This is a genomic window from Streptomyces sp. NPDC007856 (assembly GCF_042868225.1).
In the GTDB taxonomy this organism is placed as follows: domain Bacteria; phylum Actinomycetota; class Actinomycetes; order Streptomycetales; family Streptomycetaceae; genus Streptomyces.
Map to the genome: position 1 here is coordinate 574,556 of NZ_JBIAEC010000002.1, position 17,798 is coordinate 592,353.

Below are 17,798 nucleotides of genomic sequence, written 5' to 3' on the forward strand. Positions count from 1 at the left end.
AGTTGTTCGAGATATCAACAGGCGATCGGCATGACGAACACAGGCTAGTCATGGAGGGTTGCGCGGGCAATGGCCCGGAAGCAGACCGTGCACCATGGGGGCATGGATCTCGACTTCCAGCTGGTCCTGCTGCGCCGCATGGCCGACCACAACCCGGATCTGGTCGAGGATGCCCGGCACCGGCTCGGGGTGTCCATCGCCGAAATGCGGGAGACCAACAAGCGCTGGCAGGCGATGGTCCGCTCGCCGAGGGCCCGCTCCGCCGCCGCCCGGTACCGCTCGGTCCTGGGCGAGCCGGAATCCGTCCTCCCCCGCCGGCTCGGCGACGTCGACTGCGAGGCCCGGCGCTGGCCCCTGCCGCTCTGGCCCGACCTGCGCTTCGAGGTGCTGGTCGGGCCGGACGGGGCGGTGTGGAACGAGTGGCTGGTGCGCGCATCCGGCGCCCCGGCGCCCAGGCTGGAGACCGTGGACGACCTCGTTCCCTGGTCCTGCACGGTGGACGAGGCCGCCCGTGCCTTCGCCCCGGCCCGCCCGCTGGAGGGCACCGCGCCGACCCGGTGGGGCCTCGCATTCACCGCGCCCGGCCCGGACGGCGTACCGCACGAGGTGGTCGCCGAGTTCACCTGGGGGCTGCTCCAGCGGACGGCTGTACTGACTTAGCTCAAGCGTCGAAAGCGGTGGCCCGGGTCCGCTTCTCCCAGGCGGTGACCTCCTCGCGGACCTGGTCGAGGTGGCCCAGGACCGCGCTCACTCCGTCGTCGCCGAGCGGCAGCCGCAGCGGGGTGTCCTCGGCCTCCAGCGCGGCCAGGATCAGGCCGGCCGCCTTGGCCGGGTCGCCGGGCTGGCTGCCGTGGCCGCCGGCGACGGCGCCGCGCGTCTCGCCGACCTTGGCGTACACCCCGCTGTCGGAGCCGGCCCCGGCCCGGCCGGCCTCGAACAGCGAGGTCCGGAACGCGCCCGGCTCGACGATCAGCACCTTGACGCCGTACTCCCGCACCTCGTCCGCGAGCGCCTCGGACAGGCCCTCCAGGGCGAACTTCGTCGCGCTGTACGCCCCGAAGCCCGCGAAGGACATCTGGCCGCCCATGCTGCTCATCTGCACGATCGCGCCCGAACGCCGCTCCCGCAGGTGCGGCAGGACCGCCCGGACGAGCGCCGCCGGACCGAAGAAGTGCAGGTCGAACAGGTCGCGCAGCTCGGCGTCGGTGGTCTCCTCGACGGCGCCGACGTAGGTGCGGCCGGCGTTGTTGACCAGCACGTCGATCCGCCCGTGCCGGGCCACGACATCCCGGACCGCCGCCTCGGCCGCGGCCACGTCGGTGACGTCCAGCCGCAGCGCCTCCACCTGGTCGGGATGGGCGGCCACCAGGTCCTCCAGGGCCTCGGGGCGCCGGGCGGCGCCGACCACGACATCACCTGCGGCGACGGCCGCCTCGGTGATCGCCCGCCCGAAACCGCTGCTCGCCCCGGTCACCAGCCAGACCTTGTTCATCACGACTCTCCGTAGCTCTCGTCGGGTTCGACACGAACAACACTGCGGCCGCGTGCCGTTGCCCGTCCAAGACCCTCGGTGATAACCAACGGCTATGACCATGGACGTCCACGCCCGCGAGCTGCGCTACTTCGTCGCGGTCGCCGAGGAGCTGCACTTCACCCGCGCCGCCGAGAAGCTGTACGTCTCACAGCCCGCGCTGAGCAAGCAGATCCGGGCACTGGAGCGGCAGTTGGGGGCGGAGCTGTTCCGGCGCGACCGCCACGGGGTGGCGCTGACGGGCGCGGGCGAGGCGCTGCTGCCGCACGCGCGCAGGGTGCTGGCCGCGTGGGAGGCGGGCGCGGCGGCCGTGGAGGCGGCCAAGGCGGCCGCGCGCAGCACGCTGGTCGTGGGCATGAGCACCAGTCCCGGCCGGGGCGGGCTGCTGCCGGCCATCCGCTCCCGCTTCACCGCCGCGCACCCGGGGACGATGGTCCGGCTGCGCCAGATGAGCTGGGACGATCCGACGGCGGGTCTGGCGGACGGCACCGTGGACGTCGCCTTCGTCTGGCTCCCGCTGCCCGACGAGGAGCGCTACGCCTGGACGGTGGTCGCCGAGGAACCCCGCCTGCTCGCCCTGCCCGACTCCCACCCCCTCGCCGCCCGCCCCGAGATCGACTTCGCCGACCTGCTGGACGAGCCGTTCCTGGCCCTGCCCAGGAGCGCGGGCCGCCTGCGCGACCACTGGCTCGCCCTGGACGCCCGCGCCGGCCGGCCGCCCCGGATCGGCGCGGAGGTCTCCGGGGCGGAGGAGACGTACGAGGCCCTGGTCGCGGGCCTGGGCGTCTGCCTGGTGGCAGCGGGCAACGCCCCGCTGATCAGCCTGGGCGGCGTCACCACCCGCCGGGTGCGGGGCATCGGCTCGAGCCGCTATGTGCTGGCGTGGTGCCGGGAGGAGGGACACCGCCCGCTGGTGCGAGCGTATGCGGAGGCATGTCGAGAGACGGTGCGCTGAGCTAGGCCGCGGCCGCCAGCACCGCCTCCACAACCCGCTCCAGCGACCCCGGATGCAGCCGAAGAAACAGATTCGGCTCCACCAACTCAAGCTCCATCAGCCGGGGTTCCCCATCCTCGCCGTCCACTAGATCCACCCGCGCGTACAGCAACTCGGAACCACCCGGCACCACGCCCAACGCCTTCTCGGCGACCGCCAGTTCGGCCCCCGTAGGCTGCCAGCGCGCCAGGTCGGGATGCGCCACCTTGTCCGCGTCGTACGGCGTCCCGGGCGCGAGCACCGCGCCCTTGCGGCTGGCGTGCAGCAGTCGGCCGCCGAAGAACTGCAGCGCCCGCTCCCCGCCGGCGTCGATCCCGCGCATGTACGGCTGGACCATCGCGGTGAAGCCCTCGGCGTGCATCCGGGCGAGCTGCCGTACCGCCGTCTCGCGCTGGTCGGGGGTGTAGCGGGCGGCGAACCGGGCGCCGGCGCCCGAGGTCGGCTTGATCACGTACTCGTGGTCGCCGGGCAGGTCGGCCGGCTCGCCCGGTGCGAGGTAGCGCGTGGGGACGGTGGGCACGCCGGCCGCCGCCAGCTCGCCGAGGTAGCTCTTGTCGGAGTTCCAGCGCACCACGGGCGCCGGATTGGCGAGCCGGGTCAGCGCGCCGACCCGGTCCACCCAGGCCCCGAACTCCGCGGCCCGCCAGCTGTAGTCCCAGGTGGAGCGTATGACGACGAGGTCGTAGCGGCCCCAGTCGGCGTCCGGGTCGTCCCAGTACCGGGCCTCCGCCTCGGCCCCCGCGTCCCTGAGCGCCCGCACCAGCTCCGGCAGATCGGTGTCCTTGCCGGGTTCGGCGCCGGGGTCGTAGGTGGCGAGGGCGATGCGGGGCACGGCGGACTCCCTGTCGTACGACGGTTCGGGTCAGCAGCGAGGCTAACAACTGGCCGGGAACCGGAGCACCGCGGTTGACCTTTGATCCGGATGACCCGGGACCACCGGGTGGAGCCGCAGTCTTTGCTGCTGCTCAAGGCCCTGGCCGGCGGGATGGACCCGGTGCCGGACGTGCGCCTGCAGGAGGTCCGGGAGGGGGACCGGTATCTGCTGTGCTCGGACGGGCTGACCGAGGTCGTGCCGGACGCGCGGATCCGGGAGGCCCTGGGTGCCTCCACCGGACCGGGCGACGTCGTGCGGGCGCTCATCACGGCGGCCGACGAGGCGGGTGGCCCCGACAACGTCAGCTGCGTCGTGGCCGATGTCATGCAAGCGGCCGCCTGAGACAGGGCAGGACGCGGTGCATGGCACTGACCGGTACCGACCGTACGCCGGCGCCACCGGACTCCCGCCCCTCGTCTCGACCGCCGTGTCCACCGCGGGGGCTGGCGTGGCTGGCCTCGGGTGCGGCGCCCGGGGTGCCGGCTGTACGGCGCGAGGGGTCCGGAGCGGCGGACCAAGCTGCGGCTGGGCGCGGGTCGGGGTCGCTCACCCTCGCCGGCAGGGTGCCGCTGCGCCCGCAACGGCGGCGGCACTGTGCGGCCGGCTGTGGTGGGCGCCGTCACAGCCGCGCGGTCGTCGGGAGCGGGCTCTTGGTGTAGGAAGGTGGCGACGGTCGACCGACAGTTAGGAGTGCGCCGCGTGTCCTCCCTCTTCCCCGCTCTGGCGGGCGGTCCGGGCGAGCGCAGCGAGATGGGGGTCCCCCCGGACGAAGTCTGGGGGAGGATCGCCCTGCGGTTCGGCGAACGGTCGTTGACGTACGGCGAGCTGGCCGGGGCCGCCGGTGCGCTCGCCGCCCGGCTGCGCGGTGCCGGCCGGGTGGCCGTGTGGGCCACGCCGGAGCTGGAGACCGCCGTCGCCGTGACGGGCGTGCTGCTCGCCGGGGCGGCCGCGGTGCCGCTGAACCCGAAGTCGGGCGAGAAGGAACTCGCGCACATCCTCTCCGACAGCGCACCGAAGCTGGTGCTGGCCGCGCCGGGCGACCGACTCCCCGCCGCATTGGGTGCGTTGGAGCGCATCGACGTCGACGCGTCCGCCGCGTCCGGCGCCGTACCCGAGGACACCGCCACCGACGAGGACCCGGCGCTGATCGTCTACACCTCCGGCACCACCGGCCCGCCGAAGGGTGCCGTCCTGCCCCGCCGGGCCCTCGCCACCACCCTGGACTCGCTCGCCGACGCCTGGCAGTGGACGGAGGCGGATGTGCTGGTGCAGGGGCTGCCGCTGTTCCATGTGCACGGGCTCGTGCTGGGCATCCTCGGCCCGCTGCGGCGCGGCGGCAGCGTGCGGCACCTGGGGCGGTTCGGCACCGAGGGCGTGGCACGGGAGCTGAACGCCGGCGCGACCATGCTGTTCGGGGTGCCGACGATGTACCACCGCATCGCCGAGGCCCTGCCCGAGGACCCCGAGCTGGCCAAGGCGCTCACCCGGGCCCGGCTGCTGGTCTCCGGCTCGGCCGCGCTGCCCGTGCACGACCACGAGCGGATCGCGGCGGCGACCGGTCGGCGGGTGATCGAGCGGTACGGCATGACGGAGACCCTGATGAACACCAGCGTGCGGGCCGACGGCGAGCCGCGCGCCGGCACCGTGGGCGTGCCGCTGCCCGGTGTCGAGCTGCGGCTCGTGGAGGAGGACGGGACGCCGATCACCGCGTACGACGGGGAGAGCGTCGGCGAGATCCAGGTGCGCGGGCCGAACCTGTTCACCGAGTATCTGAACCGCCCCGACGCCACGGCCGCCGCGTTCACCGCCGACGGGTTCTTCCGCACCGGTGACATGGCCGTCCGCGAGCCCGACGGCTATGTGCGGATCGTCGGGCGCAAGGCCACGGACCTGATCAAGAGCGGGGGGTACAAGATCGGGGCCGGTGAGATCGAGAACGCGCTGCTGGAACACCCGGGCGTGCGGGAGGCGGCCGTCACCGGCGAGCCCGACGCGGACCTGGGCGAGCGGATCGTCGCCTGGATCGTCCCGGCGGACCCGGGGGCGCCGCCCGCAGCCGAGGAGTTGGCCGACCACGTGGCCCGTCGCCTCGCCCCGCACAAGCGCCCCCGCGTGGTCCGCTACCTGGACGCGCTCCCCCGCAACGACATGGGCAAGATCATGAAGCGGGCGCTGGCCGATGGCTGAGCGCCGCTCGGCCCGGGAGGTTCTGACCCTGGTCGCGGACCCGGACAGCTTCAGCGAACTCGCCCTCCCGACGGGGAGGTCGAAGCCGGACGGCTCCCTCGGCTGGCAGGGCTACGACGCCTCGCGCGCCCGTGCCGCCGAACGCACCGGCGAGCAGGAGTCGGTCGTCTGCGGCACCGCGAGCGTCAACGGCACCCCGGCCGTGCTGATCGCCTTCGAGTTCGGCTTCCTGGGCGGCTCGCTCGGCGAGCGCACCGGAGACCGGCTGGAGGCGGCGTACGCCCATGCCCGCGCGCACCGGTTGCCGGTCGTGCCGTTGATCGCGACCGGTGGCAGCCGGATGCAGGAGGGCATGCTCGCGCTGAGCCAACTCCAGCGCGTGGCCCGGCAGTCCGTGCTCACCCGGGAGGCGGGCCTGCCGCAGATCGCGGTGCTGCGGGACCCGACGACCGGCGGCGGCTGGGCCACGCTCGGCGCCGGTGCGGACGTCGTCCTGGCCCTGCCGGGCGCCCAGGTGGGCTTCGCCGGCTCCCGGGTCCGGCCCGCGGACGCCGACCCTGCGGCCTACACCGCCGAGGGTCAGGTGGCGGTCGGAGCGGCGGACGCGGTGGTACGGCCCGAGGAGCTGCGGGAGACGCTGGGACAGTGGCTCCGGCTGCTCACCACCCCCGCCCAGGAAGCCCCCGTGCCGGCGGCTCTCGGCACCCCGGACCTGCCCGCCACCGGCTGGGCGGCCGTCCGCCGGGCACGCTCCCCCGAACGCCCGCGCGCACGGGCCTACCTGGATGCCTACTTCACCCACCGCCGCGAGATCAGCGGGGACCGGTGCGGGGGTACGGACACCGACGGCATGCTGTGCGGGTTCGGTGCGCGGGGCGGTCGTACCGTCGCGTTCGCCGCGCAGACCGGAACCGCGACCCGGCCCGCCGGGTACCGCACCGCCGCCCGGCTGATCCGGCTCGCCGACCGGCTCGACATCCCGGTGCTGACGCTGGTGGACACTCCGGGCGCGGCCAATGACGCCGAGGCGGAGCGGCAGGGGGCCGGCGCGGCGATCGCGGAGGTCTTCGCGGCGGTGGCCTCCGCCCGGGTCCCGATCACCACGCTCGTCATCGGCGAGGGCGGCTCCGGCGGGGCCCTCGCATTGTCCGCTCCGGACAACACCTGGGCCACGCCGGACAGTTACTTCTCGGTGATCGCCCCGGAGCTCGCGGCCGCCATACTCAAACGGCGGGAGGAGGACGTGGAGGCGACCGCCGAGCAACTGCGGATCCGGCCGCAGGATCTGGTGGAGCTGGGGGTGATCAGAGGGATCGCGCACCACCCCCAGCCGTAGGTCACCTCACCTCCACCGCCCGGATGATCTCCTGCGTCACCGCGCCGCCCTTGTCGTCGTGGGCCGAGGCCCGCAGCGAGACGGAGGACGCGCCGCGCGGCACGGTCAGCGCGCCGTGCCAGGAGGCGCCTGCGCCCTTGAGCGGGACGGTCGTCCAGGTGCCGCCGTCGTCGTACGACACCTCCAGCCGGCCCCCACCCAAGGTGCCGGTCCCCGCGGCCTGCGCCACATACGACGCCCCGAGCCCCACCGGAATCCGCTGCCCGCCCCGCACGGTCCCCGCGAGGTCGGTCTCGATGTCGTACGCGAGGTTGATCAGCGGCAGACAGGTCCAGTGGTCCTCCGCGGTGGCGGCCGACCGGAACGTCCACTCGGAGTGCCCCCGCGAGCCCAGCGGCCAGCGCGCCGAGTCGAGCGCGGTGTCGGTGACGACCTGGTAGGTGTGCTCGTCGGCGGGCGCGTCCCAGACGTACGCGGCGGAGCTGTTGCCCTTGTCGACGAGTGTGCCGTCGAGGTACACGGCGGTGGTCTGGCTCATGCCGCTGTCCGTGCTCCACACGTCGCCGAACCCGGTGTGGTCGGGCCCGGAGTCCCCCCAGCCGGGGGTGTTCAACTGGATCTGGTTCCCGGCGCGTTGCTGCCCCCAGCCCAGCCCGGTGTCCAGCCACGGGTGCCACACGGGCCGGAACCAGTTCAGCACCGGATGCGAACCGCCCGCGTACCGCACCAGTCCGCGTCCCAGGCCGCCCGGGTGCCGATCTGGGCGTTGCTCTCGGCCATGCCGGCCTTCACCCTGCCGTCCAGCCACACCTTGTCGACGCCGTCGCGGTGGGTGAAGAGCGCCAGAAGGTGCGCCCTTTGCCGGCCTCGACCGCAGCGCCGCGCAGGCTGGGCAGGCTCCGGGTCTGCTCGGTCCCGGCCGGGGGCGCGGCCCGCGCGCTCCTGCCGTAGGTCACGATCAGCGGCGTCGCGGCTGCCCTGGCGTCGGTCAGCCCCTGCCGGATCAGTCCGCTCACGTCGAACAGCCGCCGGTCCAGCGTCCCGGCCCGCAGATACGGCAGCGCCTCGTCCGGTACGACGCTGATCTCGCCGGCGCTCCGCTGCGTCCGCACGGCTCCGGTGGCCCCCTTGGGACGCTGCACGGTGACCGCCTTCTTCCCGTGCCCGAGGTCGGTGACGGTCACCTTGTCTCCGGTGACGAGGGTGACGGTGGTGGCCGTGGTGGCGGGGCCCGGGGAGTGCGGGGCGGTGACGGGCGTCCGCGGGACGGCGGCGGCCGGGCCGCTCGGCAGCAGGGCACCCAACAGCCCCACCGCCACCAGGACCGCCGAGCGTCTGACTGGTCCTGTGGTCATCCACGCCTCTTCTCGTGTGGGTTCGAGCGTGTCGCGTGCTGGGACGAGTGTCATGTGCCCTGTGGTGCAGGGGTGTTGCGCGGCGCCGGCGGGAAGGTGCCGTGACGGCTTCCCGCCAATTCCGGTGCCCGGCACGGCGGGAGGAGCGGACAGTCCGGTCGCCTTCCGTGACAATGGAGTTGGCCGATGAGGGAGAGGACGGGGGCTGGTCATGAACAGGCTGGTGGAGTTCACCACGGAGGACGGTGCCGTGGTCGTCGTGGAGACCGCGGACCCGGCGGGCGGCACCCGCCTCGTCTCACGCGGTGACGGACCGGCCGCCCAGGCCACGCGCACCTTCGAGGGCGCCCTGGACAGCGTGCGCGCGGCGGCCCACTCCGCCCTGCGCACCTTCCGCGACGGAGCCCTGCGCCCGGACTCCGTGGAGCTGGAGTTCGCCGTGAAGCTGACCGCGGAGGCGGGCGCGGTCATCGCCAAGGGCGCGGCGGAGGGGCAGCTGGTGGTGCGGCTGGGGTGGTCGGCGGAGCGTCCGGCGGTGGAGCCGCGGGCGGCGTCGGTCTCGTCGGATGTGCCGGACGCGCCGGTCCCGTCGGATGTGCCGGACGCGTCGGTGATCAGCCCGGAGCCGGCATCACGGCCATGAGAGGTGCTTCCTGGCACGCCCGCATCGAGTGCGCGGGCGCGGTGGCCGGCGCGGGTTTCCTGGTGACGCCCACCACCGTGCTGACCTGCGCGCATGTCGTGCAGAGCAGTGAGCCGGGGACGCTGACGGTGTCGTTCCCGCAGCGCCCCGACCTCGTTGGGCTGCCCGCGACGGTGGCCGTGCACGGCGGCTGGCGGGGTGGCGCCACCGACCCCGGCGACCTGGCCGTCCTCGAACTGGCCCGGGACGTACCGCTGACACCGGCCCGGTTCGCCCCGCTGGACGCCGAACGGACCCTGCCGGAGCTGGCATTGGAGGCGTACGGCTTCCCCGAGGGTTACGACGAGGGGCAGCTCGCCTGGTACCGGGCGCGGTCCGCCACGCGCATCGCGGGCGAATGGGTGCAGTTGGAGGCCATGGCCGGGCACGGACAGCCGCTGACGCACGGTTTCAGCGGCGCCGCGGCGGCCCTGCCGGACGGCCGGGTGGTCGGCATGGTCGCCCAGGTGGCGGGCGAGCCCGGCGTCCTGGTCGCGCGGATGCTGCCCACCGAGGTGCTGGCCCGGCACTGGCCCGCCCTCGGGGAACTGGTGCCGGCGCATCAGGGCGCCGGGTATCCGGCGCGACGGCTGTACGAGCTGGTGCGGCGGGCCGAGGCCACCGGTCTTCGCTGCTCACCGGACCAGTTGTTCGTGGACGCCGTCGGCGACTTCGGTCCGCCCCTGCCGCCGGGCGGCTTCCCCTCGCTGCGGGCGGCGGCCGGCTATGTGCAGTGGGAGGTCGCGGAGCCGGCCGAAGCGCTCACCCGCTTCGCCGACCGGCTCACGGACCTGCTGGACGGGCCGGGCCCGGCCGCGCCGGCCCCGGCCGGCTCCGCCGCCTGGGCGCCGATCCTGGTCGAGATCGACCGCAGCGGCGCCGGACCCGACCAGGTAACGGTCGCGGTGTCGGCGTACCGCGACGGACGCCGGCGGCCCGTGGGCACGGTCCGGCTGCCGCGCGCCGAGGTGCAGGCCCACGTGCAACGCAGCATCGACCGGGCCTTCGCAGAACTCTCCTTCGACGCCGATGAGTTGCTGGCCTTCGCGTTGCCGCGCGAGTTGCTGAACCTGCCGGTGGCGCACTGGGCGTGCAGCGCGGACGACCCCACGCCGCTGGGCTGCGCCCATCCGGTGGTCGTCACCGACCGCTCCCGGCACCACAGCGCCCGGCTGCGCCACCAGCTCGGCAAGAAGTGGCGGAAGCTGGACACGGGCGGGAAACCGGAGCTGCATCGCGTGGACTGCGACACCCCCTCCCTGGGTCTGCGTAAACGCCTGCGCGAGCAGGAGGCGGGCCTGGCGGGTTTCGCCGCCCCGCCCACCGCCGTACCCGAGCACTTCGACGTCGGCCTGAACATGCCCGTTCCGGTGCTGCTGTGGCCGCGGGAGGGCTGCCCCGGCGCCGCCGCGCACCCGACGCCCTGCACCGGTACGGCATTCCTGGACGCCCTCGCCCCGCACGTGGCGGGTGTCCACCCGGCCGAACTGCCCCGCCGAATACAGCAGTTGCGGGAGGAGGCCGAGGCGGAGGAGGAGCCCGAGCGGCACTGGGCACGGGAGGTCCAGCTGCTGTGGGACGACCCGCGCTGCTTCCCCGAACCCGCCGCCAGCCTGCACACTCCCGTGGCCTGAGCCGACCGAGAAGGACCGCATCCCATGCCCCTATGGCCCGTGTACACCGGCACGCAGGAGCCGCACGACGGCATCACCCGGCTGCCGCCTCCCCCGCCCTGGCGGGCCTTCGACGGCGGCCCCGAGCTGGACACGCCCGCCGACACCGCCGACACCGCGGCCACCTCGGCGGACCGCACCCACCGCGCGCAGACGTACCGGGCCACCCCGGACACCGTCCAGCTGGTCAACGCCGCCCTGTACCTGCGGCGACCGCTCCTGGTCACCGGCCCGCCCGGCACCGGCAAGTCCTCGCTGGCCTACGCGGTGGCCCGCGAGCTGCGGCTGGGCCCGGTGCTGCGCTGGAACATCACCAGCCGCAGCACCCTGCATGACGGCCTCTACCAGTACGACCCGCTCTCCCGCCTGTACGCCGCCCGCCAGGCCCCGTCGACGCCGACGCCGGAGTCGGGCGTGGAGGACCATCTGCGCCTCGGGCCCCTGGGCACGGCCCTGCTCCCCTACGCCCGCCCGCGTGCGCTGCTCATCGACGAGATCGACAAGAGCGACCTGGACCTGCCCAACGACCTGCTGAACGTGCTGGAGGAGGGCCAGTACGAGATCCCCGAACTGGTCCGCGCCGCCCGGCACGTCCCGACGGCACGGGTGATGGTCGACGGCACCCACGACCGCGTACCGGTCGAACGCGGCCGGGTCCGCTGCCGTGCGTTCCCCTTCGTCGTCCTGACCAGCAACGGTGAGCGCGAGTTCCCGCCCGCGTTCCTGCGCCGCTGTGTGACGCTGCGGCTGCGGCAGCCGGACGACCGGCAGCTTGCGGACATCGTCCGCGCCCACTTCGACGACGAGCCGGACGCCTACGCGCAGACCCTGATCAGCCGCTTCCTGTCCCGCGTGGGTGGCGGCGACCTGGCCACCGACCAACTGCTCAACGCCATCTACCTGGCCCGCTCCGCCGACCTGCCCGCCGACTCCCTGGACGACCTCGCGGCGCAGCTGATGCCGTATCTCGGCGAAGGCCGGCACACCGATGGGCTCTGACGTCCCCGTCCCCGTCCCCGCGGACCCGCTCGCCCGCCTGGCCGACGCGCTGGCCGGGGCGGCTCGGGGGGTGCGTCCCACACCACGGGAACTGGCCGAACTGCTCTGGCTGGCACGCCAGTTGGAACCGGAACCGGCAGCCGCCGATCCGGAGCCGACCGTCACCTCCACCAGCGGCCCGGAGCCCGCCCAACCCGCTGCCCCTGAGCCGCTGCCCCAGCCACCCCCGACACCGCCCGGGGAGCGGCAGCCGACCCCGCCGCCGCGGCCCGCCCCGACCGGGCCGCGGGAAGCGCACCGGGCCCCGCTGCACCTGCCGTCACCGGTGCCGGGCGACACCGGCCCGTACCTCGGCCTCCTCGCCCCCGCGCCGCCGATGCTGCGCCATCCCCTGGGCTTGCAACGCGCACTGCGCCCGCTCAAACGGCACGCCGACGCCCCGGCCGGCCACCGCGTCGACGAGCAGGCCACCGCCGACCGCATCGCCCGCCTCGGTGGGTCCCCCGAGGGATGGCTGCCGGTGCTGCGTCCCGCCCGGGAGCGCTGGCTGCGCCTCAACCTGGTGTACGACACGGGCCCGACGATGCCCGTGTGGCTGCCCCTGATCCGCGAACTGCGGGCGGCGCTGGCCCGGTCGGGCGTCTTCCGCATGGTGAGCCCGGTCCGGTTGACGCCCGAAGGCACGGTGCACGGTGCGGGCGCGCACGGCCCGGCCGACGGCCGCACCGTCACCCTGGTGATCAGCGACTGCATGGGCCCACAGTGGCGCCCCGGCCCGGCGGGCAGCCGGTGGGAGGCGACCCTGCGCCGCTGGTGCCGCCGGATGCCCGTGGCCGTCGTACAGCCGCTGCCCGAGCACCTGTGGCGGGACAGCGCGCTGCCGGCCGCTCCGGGTCTGCTGACCGCGCCGTCCCCGGCCGCTCCGGGATCGGCGCTGGGGTTCACCCCGTACGACGGCGATCCTGCGCGGTTCGCGGGCCGGGGCGTGGTCCCACTGCCCGTCCTGGAGGCCGGTCCGCGGTGGCTGGCGAACTGGGCGTCCCTGCTGACGTCGGCCGGCGGCAGCGGGGTTCCGGGCGCGGCCGCTCCGCTGGGCAGCCATCCCGCCCCCGAGACGCGTACCGACCTCGGCCGGCTCACCCCGGAGGAACTGGTCCTGCGGTTCCGCGAGACCTCCTCCACGGAGGCGGTGCGCCTGGCCGGCCATCTGGCCGTCGGCCGCCCCGACCTGCCGGTGATGCGGCTCGTGCAGCGCGCGGTCGAACCCGATCCGCGCCCCCAGCAACTGGCCGAGGTCATCCTCAGCGGCCTGCTGACCACGGCCCCCGGACCACCGGGCAGCTACGCCTTCCGCCCCGGTGTGCGGGACCTGCTGCTGCGCGGACTGCCCCGCTCGTCCCGCAACCGTGTGACGGACCTGCTGGCCCGGGCGGGCGGCCTGATCGAGGAGCGGGCGGGCGCGGCACCGGGAGAGTTCCGTGCGGTGACTCCGGCGGCGGACGGCACCGAGGCGGAGGCGGCGCGGGGGGAGGCGTTTGCGACAGTACGCCCGGAGAGCGTGCGCAGGCTCTCCGGATCCGCAGGGCGGTCGGTGCCGCCGGGGCTGGGCGACCGTTACCGGCTGCTGCGGCGGATGAGCCCGAGCGGCTCCCTCTGGCTGGCCGAGGACTCCGAGCAGCACCGGACGGTGGTGGTGCGGCTGCACGAGGCCGTCACCGACCGGGAGCGGCGCGCGCAGTTCCTGCGGGAGACGAAGGCGCTGAAGGGACTCGACCACCCGAACGTGGTGACCGTGCACGAGTTCGACATCGAGGACGACATCCCGTACGTCGTCATGGAGCACCTGGACGGCATCCCGCTGAACGCCTTGGCCGCACCGAACGGCTATCACCTGCCGGCCCCGCTGACGGTGTCCATCGGCGCGCAGCTCGCGCGCGCTCTCGACGCCGCGCACCCGCGCTGGGTCCGGCACGGCGCCGTCAGCATGTCCCGGGTGGTGCTGCTGCCCGACGGTACGGTCAAGCTCACCCTGTTCGAGCCGTTCCTGCCGTCGAACGTGCCGCGGGACGCGGACCTGGGGGCACTGGGACGGCTGATGCTGCACCTGGCCACCGGGGACGCGCATGCCGATGCGGAAAGTGTGCTGCGCCATCTCCCCGAGCCGCTGCACCGGCCGTATGCGAAGGCCTTCTCTCGCTTGCTTTCCTCGCTGTACCGGGACGCGGGTACGACGACGCTCCTGGACGGCCGGATGCTGGAGGAGGCCCGGCGGGCGTACGAGCCACGGTCCTACTCGCTCCTCGGCCCGGTGACCGTCGACGTATCCGGTCGCCCGGTGGAACTCCCGCCGCCGGCCCGCGCGCTGCTCGCCATGCTGCTGCTCCGGCACGGCCGCAAGGTGGCCCACGACGAGCTGCGGGCCGGACTGTGGACCCCCGCCGAGGAACCGAAGGACGCGATGGCGGTCCTGGGCCGCCTGGCGTCGGGGCTGCGCGAGGCGCTGGGCCCCGGGGCCCTCGCGACGCTCCCCGACGGGTACGCCCTGCACACCAGCGCCGACCGCGTGGACCTGCTCGAATGTGAGGAACTGGAGCGGACGGCCGCCGAACTGGAGGCTCCTGGGTTCGCCCAGCAGGCACGGGACCACCTGGACCGGGCACTGGCCCTCTGGCACGACGCCGGTCCCCTCGCCGACGTCCCCGGCCCCGCTGCCCGCACCGCCCGCACCCGCCTCCTGCGGCTGCGGCTAGCCCTGTACCGCAAGCGGGCCGAACTCGACCTGGATCTGGGCGAGTTCGAGCGCGCCGCCGCACAACTCACCGACCTGATGCGGCAGTACCCTGCCCGGGAGGACTTCCGCCGGCTGCTGATGATCGCCCTGCGCCGCCAGGGCCGTACCGAGGAAGCCCTGGAGGTGTACGAGGACTACGAGCTCTCCGGCGGCCGGAACCCGGAGCTGCTCGCCCTGGGGCACGAGCTCCGCGGGGAGTACGACGCCCCCTCGGAGGACTCCCCCGCCGACGACTTCGACACCGCCCCGCTCTCGCAGAACCCGGTCCCGGAGCCGGACGCCCTGCCGGAGGGCAGCTTCCCCACCGAGGAGTCGCTGCCGTCGATCTTCGAGATGCGGGAACGGGAGTCGGCGGTGGAGGCACCGCTGCCGCAGAACGTGGTGCCGGAGAGCCTGTTCGCCGTGGACGACCCGCTCGCCGAGGAGCCCGACGGGCCGTACGACGAGCAGCCCTACGAGGACGACGACGATCCCTACGCCGGCCTCGACGACGAGCCGCCGCCCACGTACCGCACCATCGCCACCTTCGAGTTCGCCGACGACGGGCGGCACCCGGACACCGTGGCGGCGCTCGGCCGGGCGGTCACCCGGCTGCTGACGGCGAGCGGCCTGGCCCCCGGCGCGTACGAGCTGACCGCGACGGACCGTGGCTGGTCGGTGGAGACGGCGCGGGACGTGCCGGGGCTGCCGCTGCTGCATGCCACAGTGGCGCACTTCGAGAGAGAGGTCGTGCACCTGGGCGGCCGCAGATGGCTGGTGACCTTCTCCTGCGTCTCGGACGACGGCCTTGCGGAGACCCCGGACGCGGTGGCCGTCCGCAGGACGCTGGACGCCTCCGAGGACCGGCGGGGCATCGTGGCCGTACCGCAGACGCTGCGGGACGAGCTGGACGAGGATCCCGACCTGGCGCCCTGGCTGCAGCCGCTGCGCCGGGGCACGGCGGCGGGATGGTACCGGCTGTGCCTGCTCGAGCGCCTGCTCTTCGACGGCACGCACTCGCTTCCGCCCGTCCTCGGCCCTCACCCGCTGCCCTCCGGTGACGTCCTCCCCGAGGGGACGGGCGAGACCAGGACCGTCGTCCACCGGTCCGACGTAGGGGAACCCAGCCTCATCCGGCGCCCGGGGGTCACCGAGTACTTCGAGGTCGACCTCACCGAGCGCCGCCTGCAGCTGGACGAGACGGAGTCGTCCTTCCGGGCCACCGGCACGGCGATCTGGCGCGTCAGCGACCCGCTCCAGGCCGTGGCGCACTCGGACGCCGCGTCGTTCCCCGAGCTCATCAGGGAACTCGTGCGCGGGCGGCTGCGGCACCTGGCGGCCACCCATCCGGACGCCATGCCGGGGGCACGCATATCACTGGCCCCGGTCCGGCCCGACGACGTACCCGGTTGCACGGTCCGCTGGGAGCTGCGCATCACCCGGATCGGTCCCTGACCACGCGACACACCGCACCGCCCCGGAAACCCCCCATTCAGCGGCACCCCGCCCGGCCCCCTCCAGCAGGCGCCCGCCGCCGGCCCGCGCGCAGGATGCAGTGTGAGGAAGACACCCGCCGACCGGGCGGGCGCCCAAGGCCCGTGCACTCGGAGGATCCGCCGTGACCGTCAGTCTGGAGCAGTTGCGCCGCTGCCACTTCGCCGTCGACCTGGGTGCCGCCCGCACCCGTGTGTATGTGAAGGGCGCCGGCCTCGTCGTCGACCAGCCCTCGGTCGCCGCAGTGAACACCCGTACCGGGGCGCTCATAGCCGTGGGCGAGTTCGCGGAGAAGATGACGGGACGGACGCCGGGGTACATCAGGGTCGCCCGGCCCATCTCCGGCGGCACGGTGGTCGACATCGAGATGGCCCAGCGCATGCTGAGGCAACTGCTCGGCGACAAGACGCGCCGTAGCCTGCGCCGCAATCTCCGGCTGCGCGCGGCGGCCTGCACCCCGCACGACGCCGACCCGCTGGCCCAGCGGGCGACCATCGAGACGCTGGTCGGACTGGGGGCCAGAAGGGTCGAGCTGGTGGACACGCTGATCGCCGCCGCGGTGGGGTGCGGGCTGCCGGTGGAACGCCCCGAGGCCACGATGATCATGGTGTGCGGGGCGGCCGCCACCCAGGTGGCCGTCCTCTCGCTCGGCTCCATCGTCACCGCCGAACGGATCCCGGTGGGCGGTGAGGCGGTGGACCACGCGATCGTGCAGCTCCTGCGGCACGAGCACGAGCTGATGCTGCCCAGCCAGTCGGTACGGCCGCTGCAACTGGCTCTGTCCGGCAACGGGCTGACCGCGCACGGCCCGGAGACCACGGAGATCCACGGCCGGGACGTGGCCACCGGGCTCGCCCGCAGCGTGCACGTCGACACCGCAACCGTGCGGGACGCGATCCAGACCCCGCTGACCGCCGTGCTCGACGGCATCGGCAAGGTGTTGCGCGAGTGCCCGCCCGACCTGGTCGCCGACCTCGCCGACAGCGGGATCACGATGGTCGGCGGCTCGGCGCTGCTGCCCGGCTTCGACCAGATGCTGCGGGAGGCCACCGGGATGCCGGTGCACATCGCCGAGCGGCCCGACATCTGCGCGGCCCAGGGCCTCGGCATGATGCTGGAGGGCCGTATCGAGCCCATGGTGCTGAACCCGCTGGCGGCCTGAGGCCGACGCCCCTCGCCCACTCACCCGAGCGGGAAACCGGCAGCACCGCGATCACCGCGATCACGCCCAGCGCCGCCGCTGCCCGGCGGATGCCGTTGAGCGCGCATCGGCTCCTCGCTGCGTACTCCGCGCCGGTTCCGCGGTCACGATCAGCGGCAGCGGCTGACGCCTGCCCGCCGCGCAGGCCAGCGGCGGCTCGATGGTCGAACTGCCCCTGAGCGAGCGCATCCGCCCAGTCGCCGTCACAGCCCACCGGCAGCCCCTCCTGGGCAAGGCCGAACACACCGTACGAACCCTGCTCGCACTCGCCCACCGAGCGGATCCGCTACCGAAGGTGACGGAAAGCGCGGCGCGCGTCCTGACGCACGGACGGGCCAGGCGGTCAGTACGGCAGGATGCGCCCCGACGGCGTCCTGCGGTCGATCTCCCGGTCACGCGGGGAGGTGGGGCGCCGGATGACGCGTACCCGGATGCGACGGTCCATGACGCCCTCCCTCTGCCGAAATGGCCCGGCGGCCGACGCCGGTAGGGGGTGGGTGCCCGGCACAGGGGCCGTTCAAGCATGTACGGGTCAACCAGCCGCCCGGATACCGCTGTCGGCGAACAGGGTGGCGGGCGAGCGCCGGTTCAGTGCAGCGCCCCGATGGCCCGGAGGATGAGCGCACGAGCCTCGGCCAAGGACTGACCGACCTCAGGAACTGACCGATCTCGGCCTGGCCGGACACACGGCGAACGTGGGCG

General features: G+C 74.3%; 13 protein-coding genes and 1 pseudogene. 10 read left to right on the forward strand and 4 right to left on the reverse strand.

The window, feature by feature from the left end; translation table 11 throughout:
• Window positions 1-102: 102 nt before the first annotated feature.
• Window positions 103-660, forward strand: a complete 558-nt coding sequence (locus ACFYOH_RS07125) for a hypothetical protein (protein WP_388622007.1) — start codon at window positions 103-105, stop codon at window positions 658-660.
• A 1-nt stretch (window position 661) separates the two neighbouring features.
• Here the strand turns inward: ACFYOH_RS07125 and ACFYOH_RS07130 are convergent, their stop codons facing one another.
• Window positions 662-1,492: an oxidoreductase gene (locus ACFYOH_RS07130; RefSeq protein ID WP_388622009.1), complete on the reverse strand. Its 831-nt coding sequence runs from the start codon at window positions 1,490-1,492 to the stop codon at window positions 662-664.
• Window positions 1,493-1,586: 94 nt separating this feature from the next.
• On the opposite strand from ACFYOH_RS07130, the gene ACFYOH_RS07135 reads away from it, so the two are divergent.
• Entirely contained in the window at window positions 1,587-2,486 is a 900-nt protein-coding gene (locus ACFYOH_RS07135) for a LysR family transcriptional regulator (RefSeq protein ID WP_388622011.1), read from the forward strand.
• A gap of 1 nt (window position 2,487) precedes the next feature.
• Here ACFYOH_RS07135 and ACFYOH_RS07140 read toward each other — a convergent pair whose 3' ends face one another.
• Window positions 2,488-3,357: a RimK family alpha-L-glutamate ligase gene (locus tag ACFYOH_RS07140; RefSeq protein ID WP_388622013.1), complete on the reverse strand. Its 870-nt coding sequence runs from the start codon at window positions 3,355-3,357 to the stop codon at window positions 2,488-2,490.
• Between the two features lie 90 nt (window positions 3,358-3,447).
• Here ACFYOH_RS07140 and ACFYOH_RS07145 point away from each other — a divergent pair, with 90 nt between their 5' ends.
• The 3 genes from ACFYOH_RS07145 (at window position 3,448) to ACFYOH_RS07155 (ending at window position 6,922) form a co-directional block, all read left to right on the forward strand.
• Window positions 3,448-3,741, forward strand: coding sequence for a PP2C family protein-serine/threonine phosphatase (locus ACFYOH_RS07145; protein ID WP_388622014.1), 294 nt, complete (start codon window positions 3,448-3,450; stop codon window positions 3,739-3,741).
• Window positions 3,742-4,098: 357 nt separating this feature from the next.
• The gene (locus ACFYOH_RS07150; protein WP_388622016.1) at window positions 4,099-5,586 is read left to right on the forward strand and encodes an acyl-CoA synthetase; all 1,488 of its coding nucleotides are present in this window, start codon (window positions 4,099-4,101) and stop codon (window positions 5,584-5,586) included.
• Entirely contained in the window at window positions 5,579-6,922 is a 1,344-nt protein-coding gene (locus ACFYOH_RS07155; protein ID WP_388622018.1) for a carboxyl transferase domain-containing protein, read from the forward strand. The genes ACFYOH_RS07150 and ACFYOH_RS07155 overlap by 8 nt, the downstream gene beginning before the upstream one ends.
• Before the next feature lies 1 nt (window position 6,923).
• Here the strand turns inward: ACFYOH_RS07155 and ACFYOH_RS07160 are convergent.
• Window positions 6,924-7,655 (reverse strand): annotated as a pseudogene (locus ACFYOH_RS07160) (peptidase S8); the annotation flags it as partial.
• A gap of 55 nt (window positions 7,656-7,710) precedes the next feature.
• A complete protein-coding gene (locus ACFYOH_RS07165) occupies window positions 7,711-8,277 on the reverse strand; it encodes a hypothetical protein (protein WP_388622020.1) in 567 nt (188 codons plus the stop codon).
• 211 nt (window positions 8,278-8,488) lie between these two features.
• Here ACFYOH_RS07165 and ACFYOH_RS07170 point away from each other — a divergent pair, with 211 nt between their 5' ends.
• From ACFYOH_RS07170 to ACFYOH_RS07190, 5 genes are all read left to right on the forward strand, one after another.
• On the forward strand, window positions 8,489-8,920 hold the full coding sequence (locus tag ACFYOH_RS07170) for a CU044_2847 family protein (RefSeq protein ID WP_388622022.1): 432 nt from the start codon (window positions 8,489-8,491) through the stop codon (window positions 8,918-8,920).
• Window positions 8,917-10,593, forward strand: a complete 1,677-nt coding sequence (locus ACFYOH_RS07175) for a trypsin-like peptidase domain-containing protein (RefSeq protein WP_388622024.1) — start codon at window positions 8,917-8,919, stop codon at window positions 10,591-10,593. Before ACFYOH_RS07170 ends, ACFYOH_RS07175 begins: the two co-directional genes overlap by 4 nt.
• Before the next feature lie 24 nt (window positions 10,594-10,617).
• Entirely contained in the window at window positions 10,618-11,631 is a 1,014-nt protein-coding gene (locus ACFYOH_RS07180; protein WP_388622026.1) for an AAA family ATPase, read from the forward strand.
• Window positions 11,621-15,856 carry an SAV_2336 N-terminal domain-related protein gene (locus ACFYOH_RS07185; RefSeq protein WP_388622028.1) on the forward strand — a complete coding sequence of 1,412 codons (4,236 nt, stop codon included), beginning with the start codon at window positions 11,621-11,623 and terminating at the stop codon, window positions 15,854-15,856. The genes ACFYOH_RS07180 and ACFYOH_RS07185 overlap by 11 nt, the downstream gene beginning before the upstream one ends.
• 163 nt (window positions 15,857-16,019) lie before the next feature.
• Window positions 16,020-17,057, forward strand: a complete 1,038-nt coding sequence (locus tag ACFYOH_RS07190; protein WP_388622030.1) for a rod shape-determining protein — start codon at window positions 16,020-16,022, stop codon at window positions 17,055-17,057.
• Window positions 17,058-17,798: the final 741 nt, after the last annotated feature.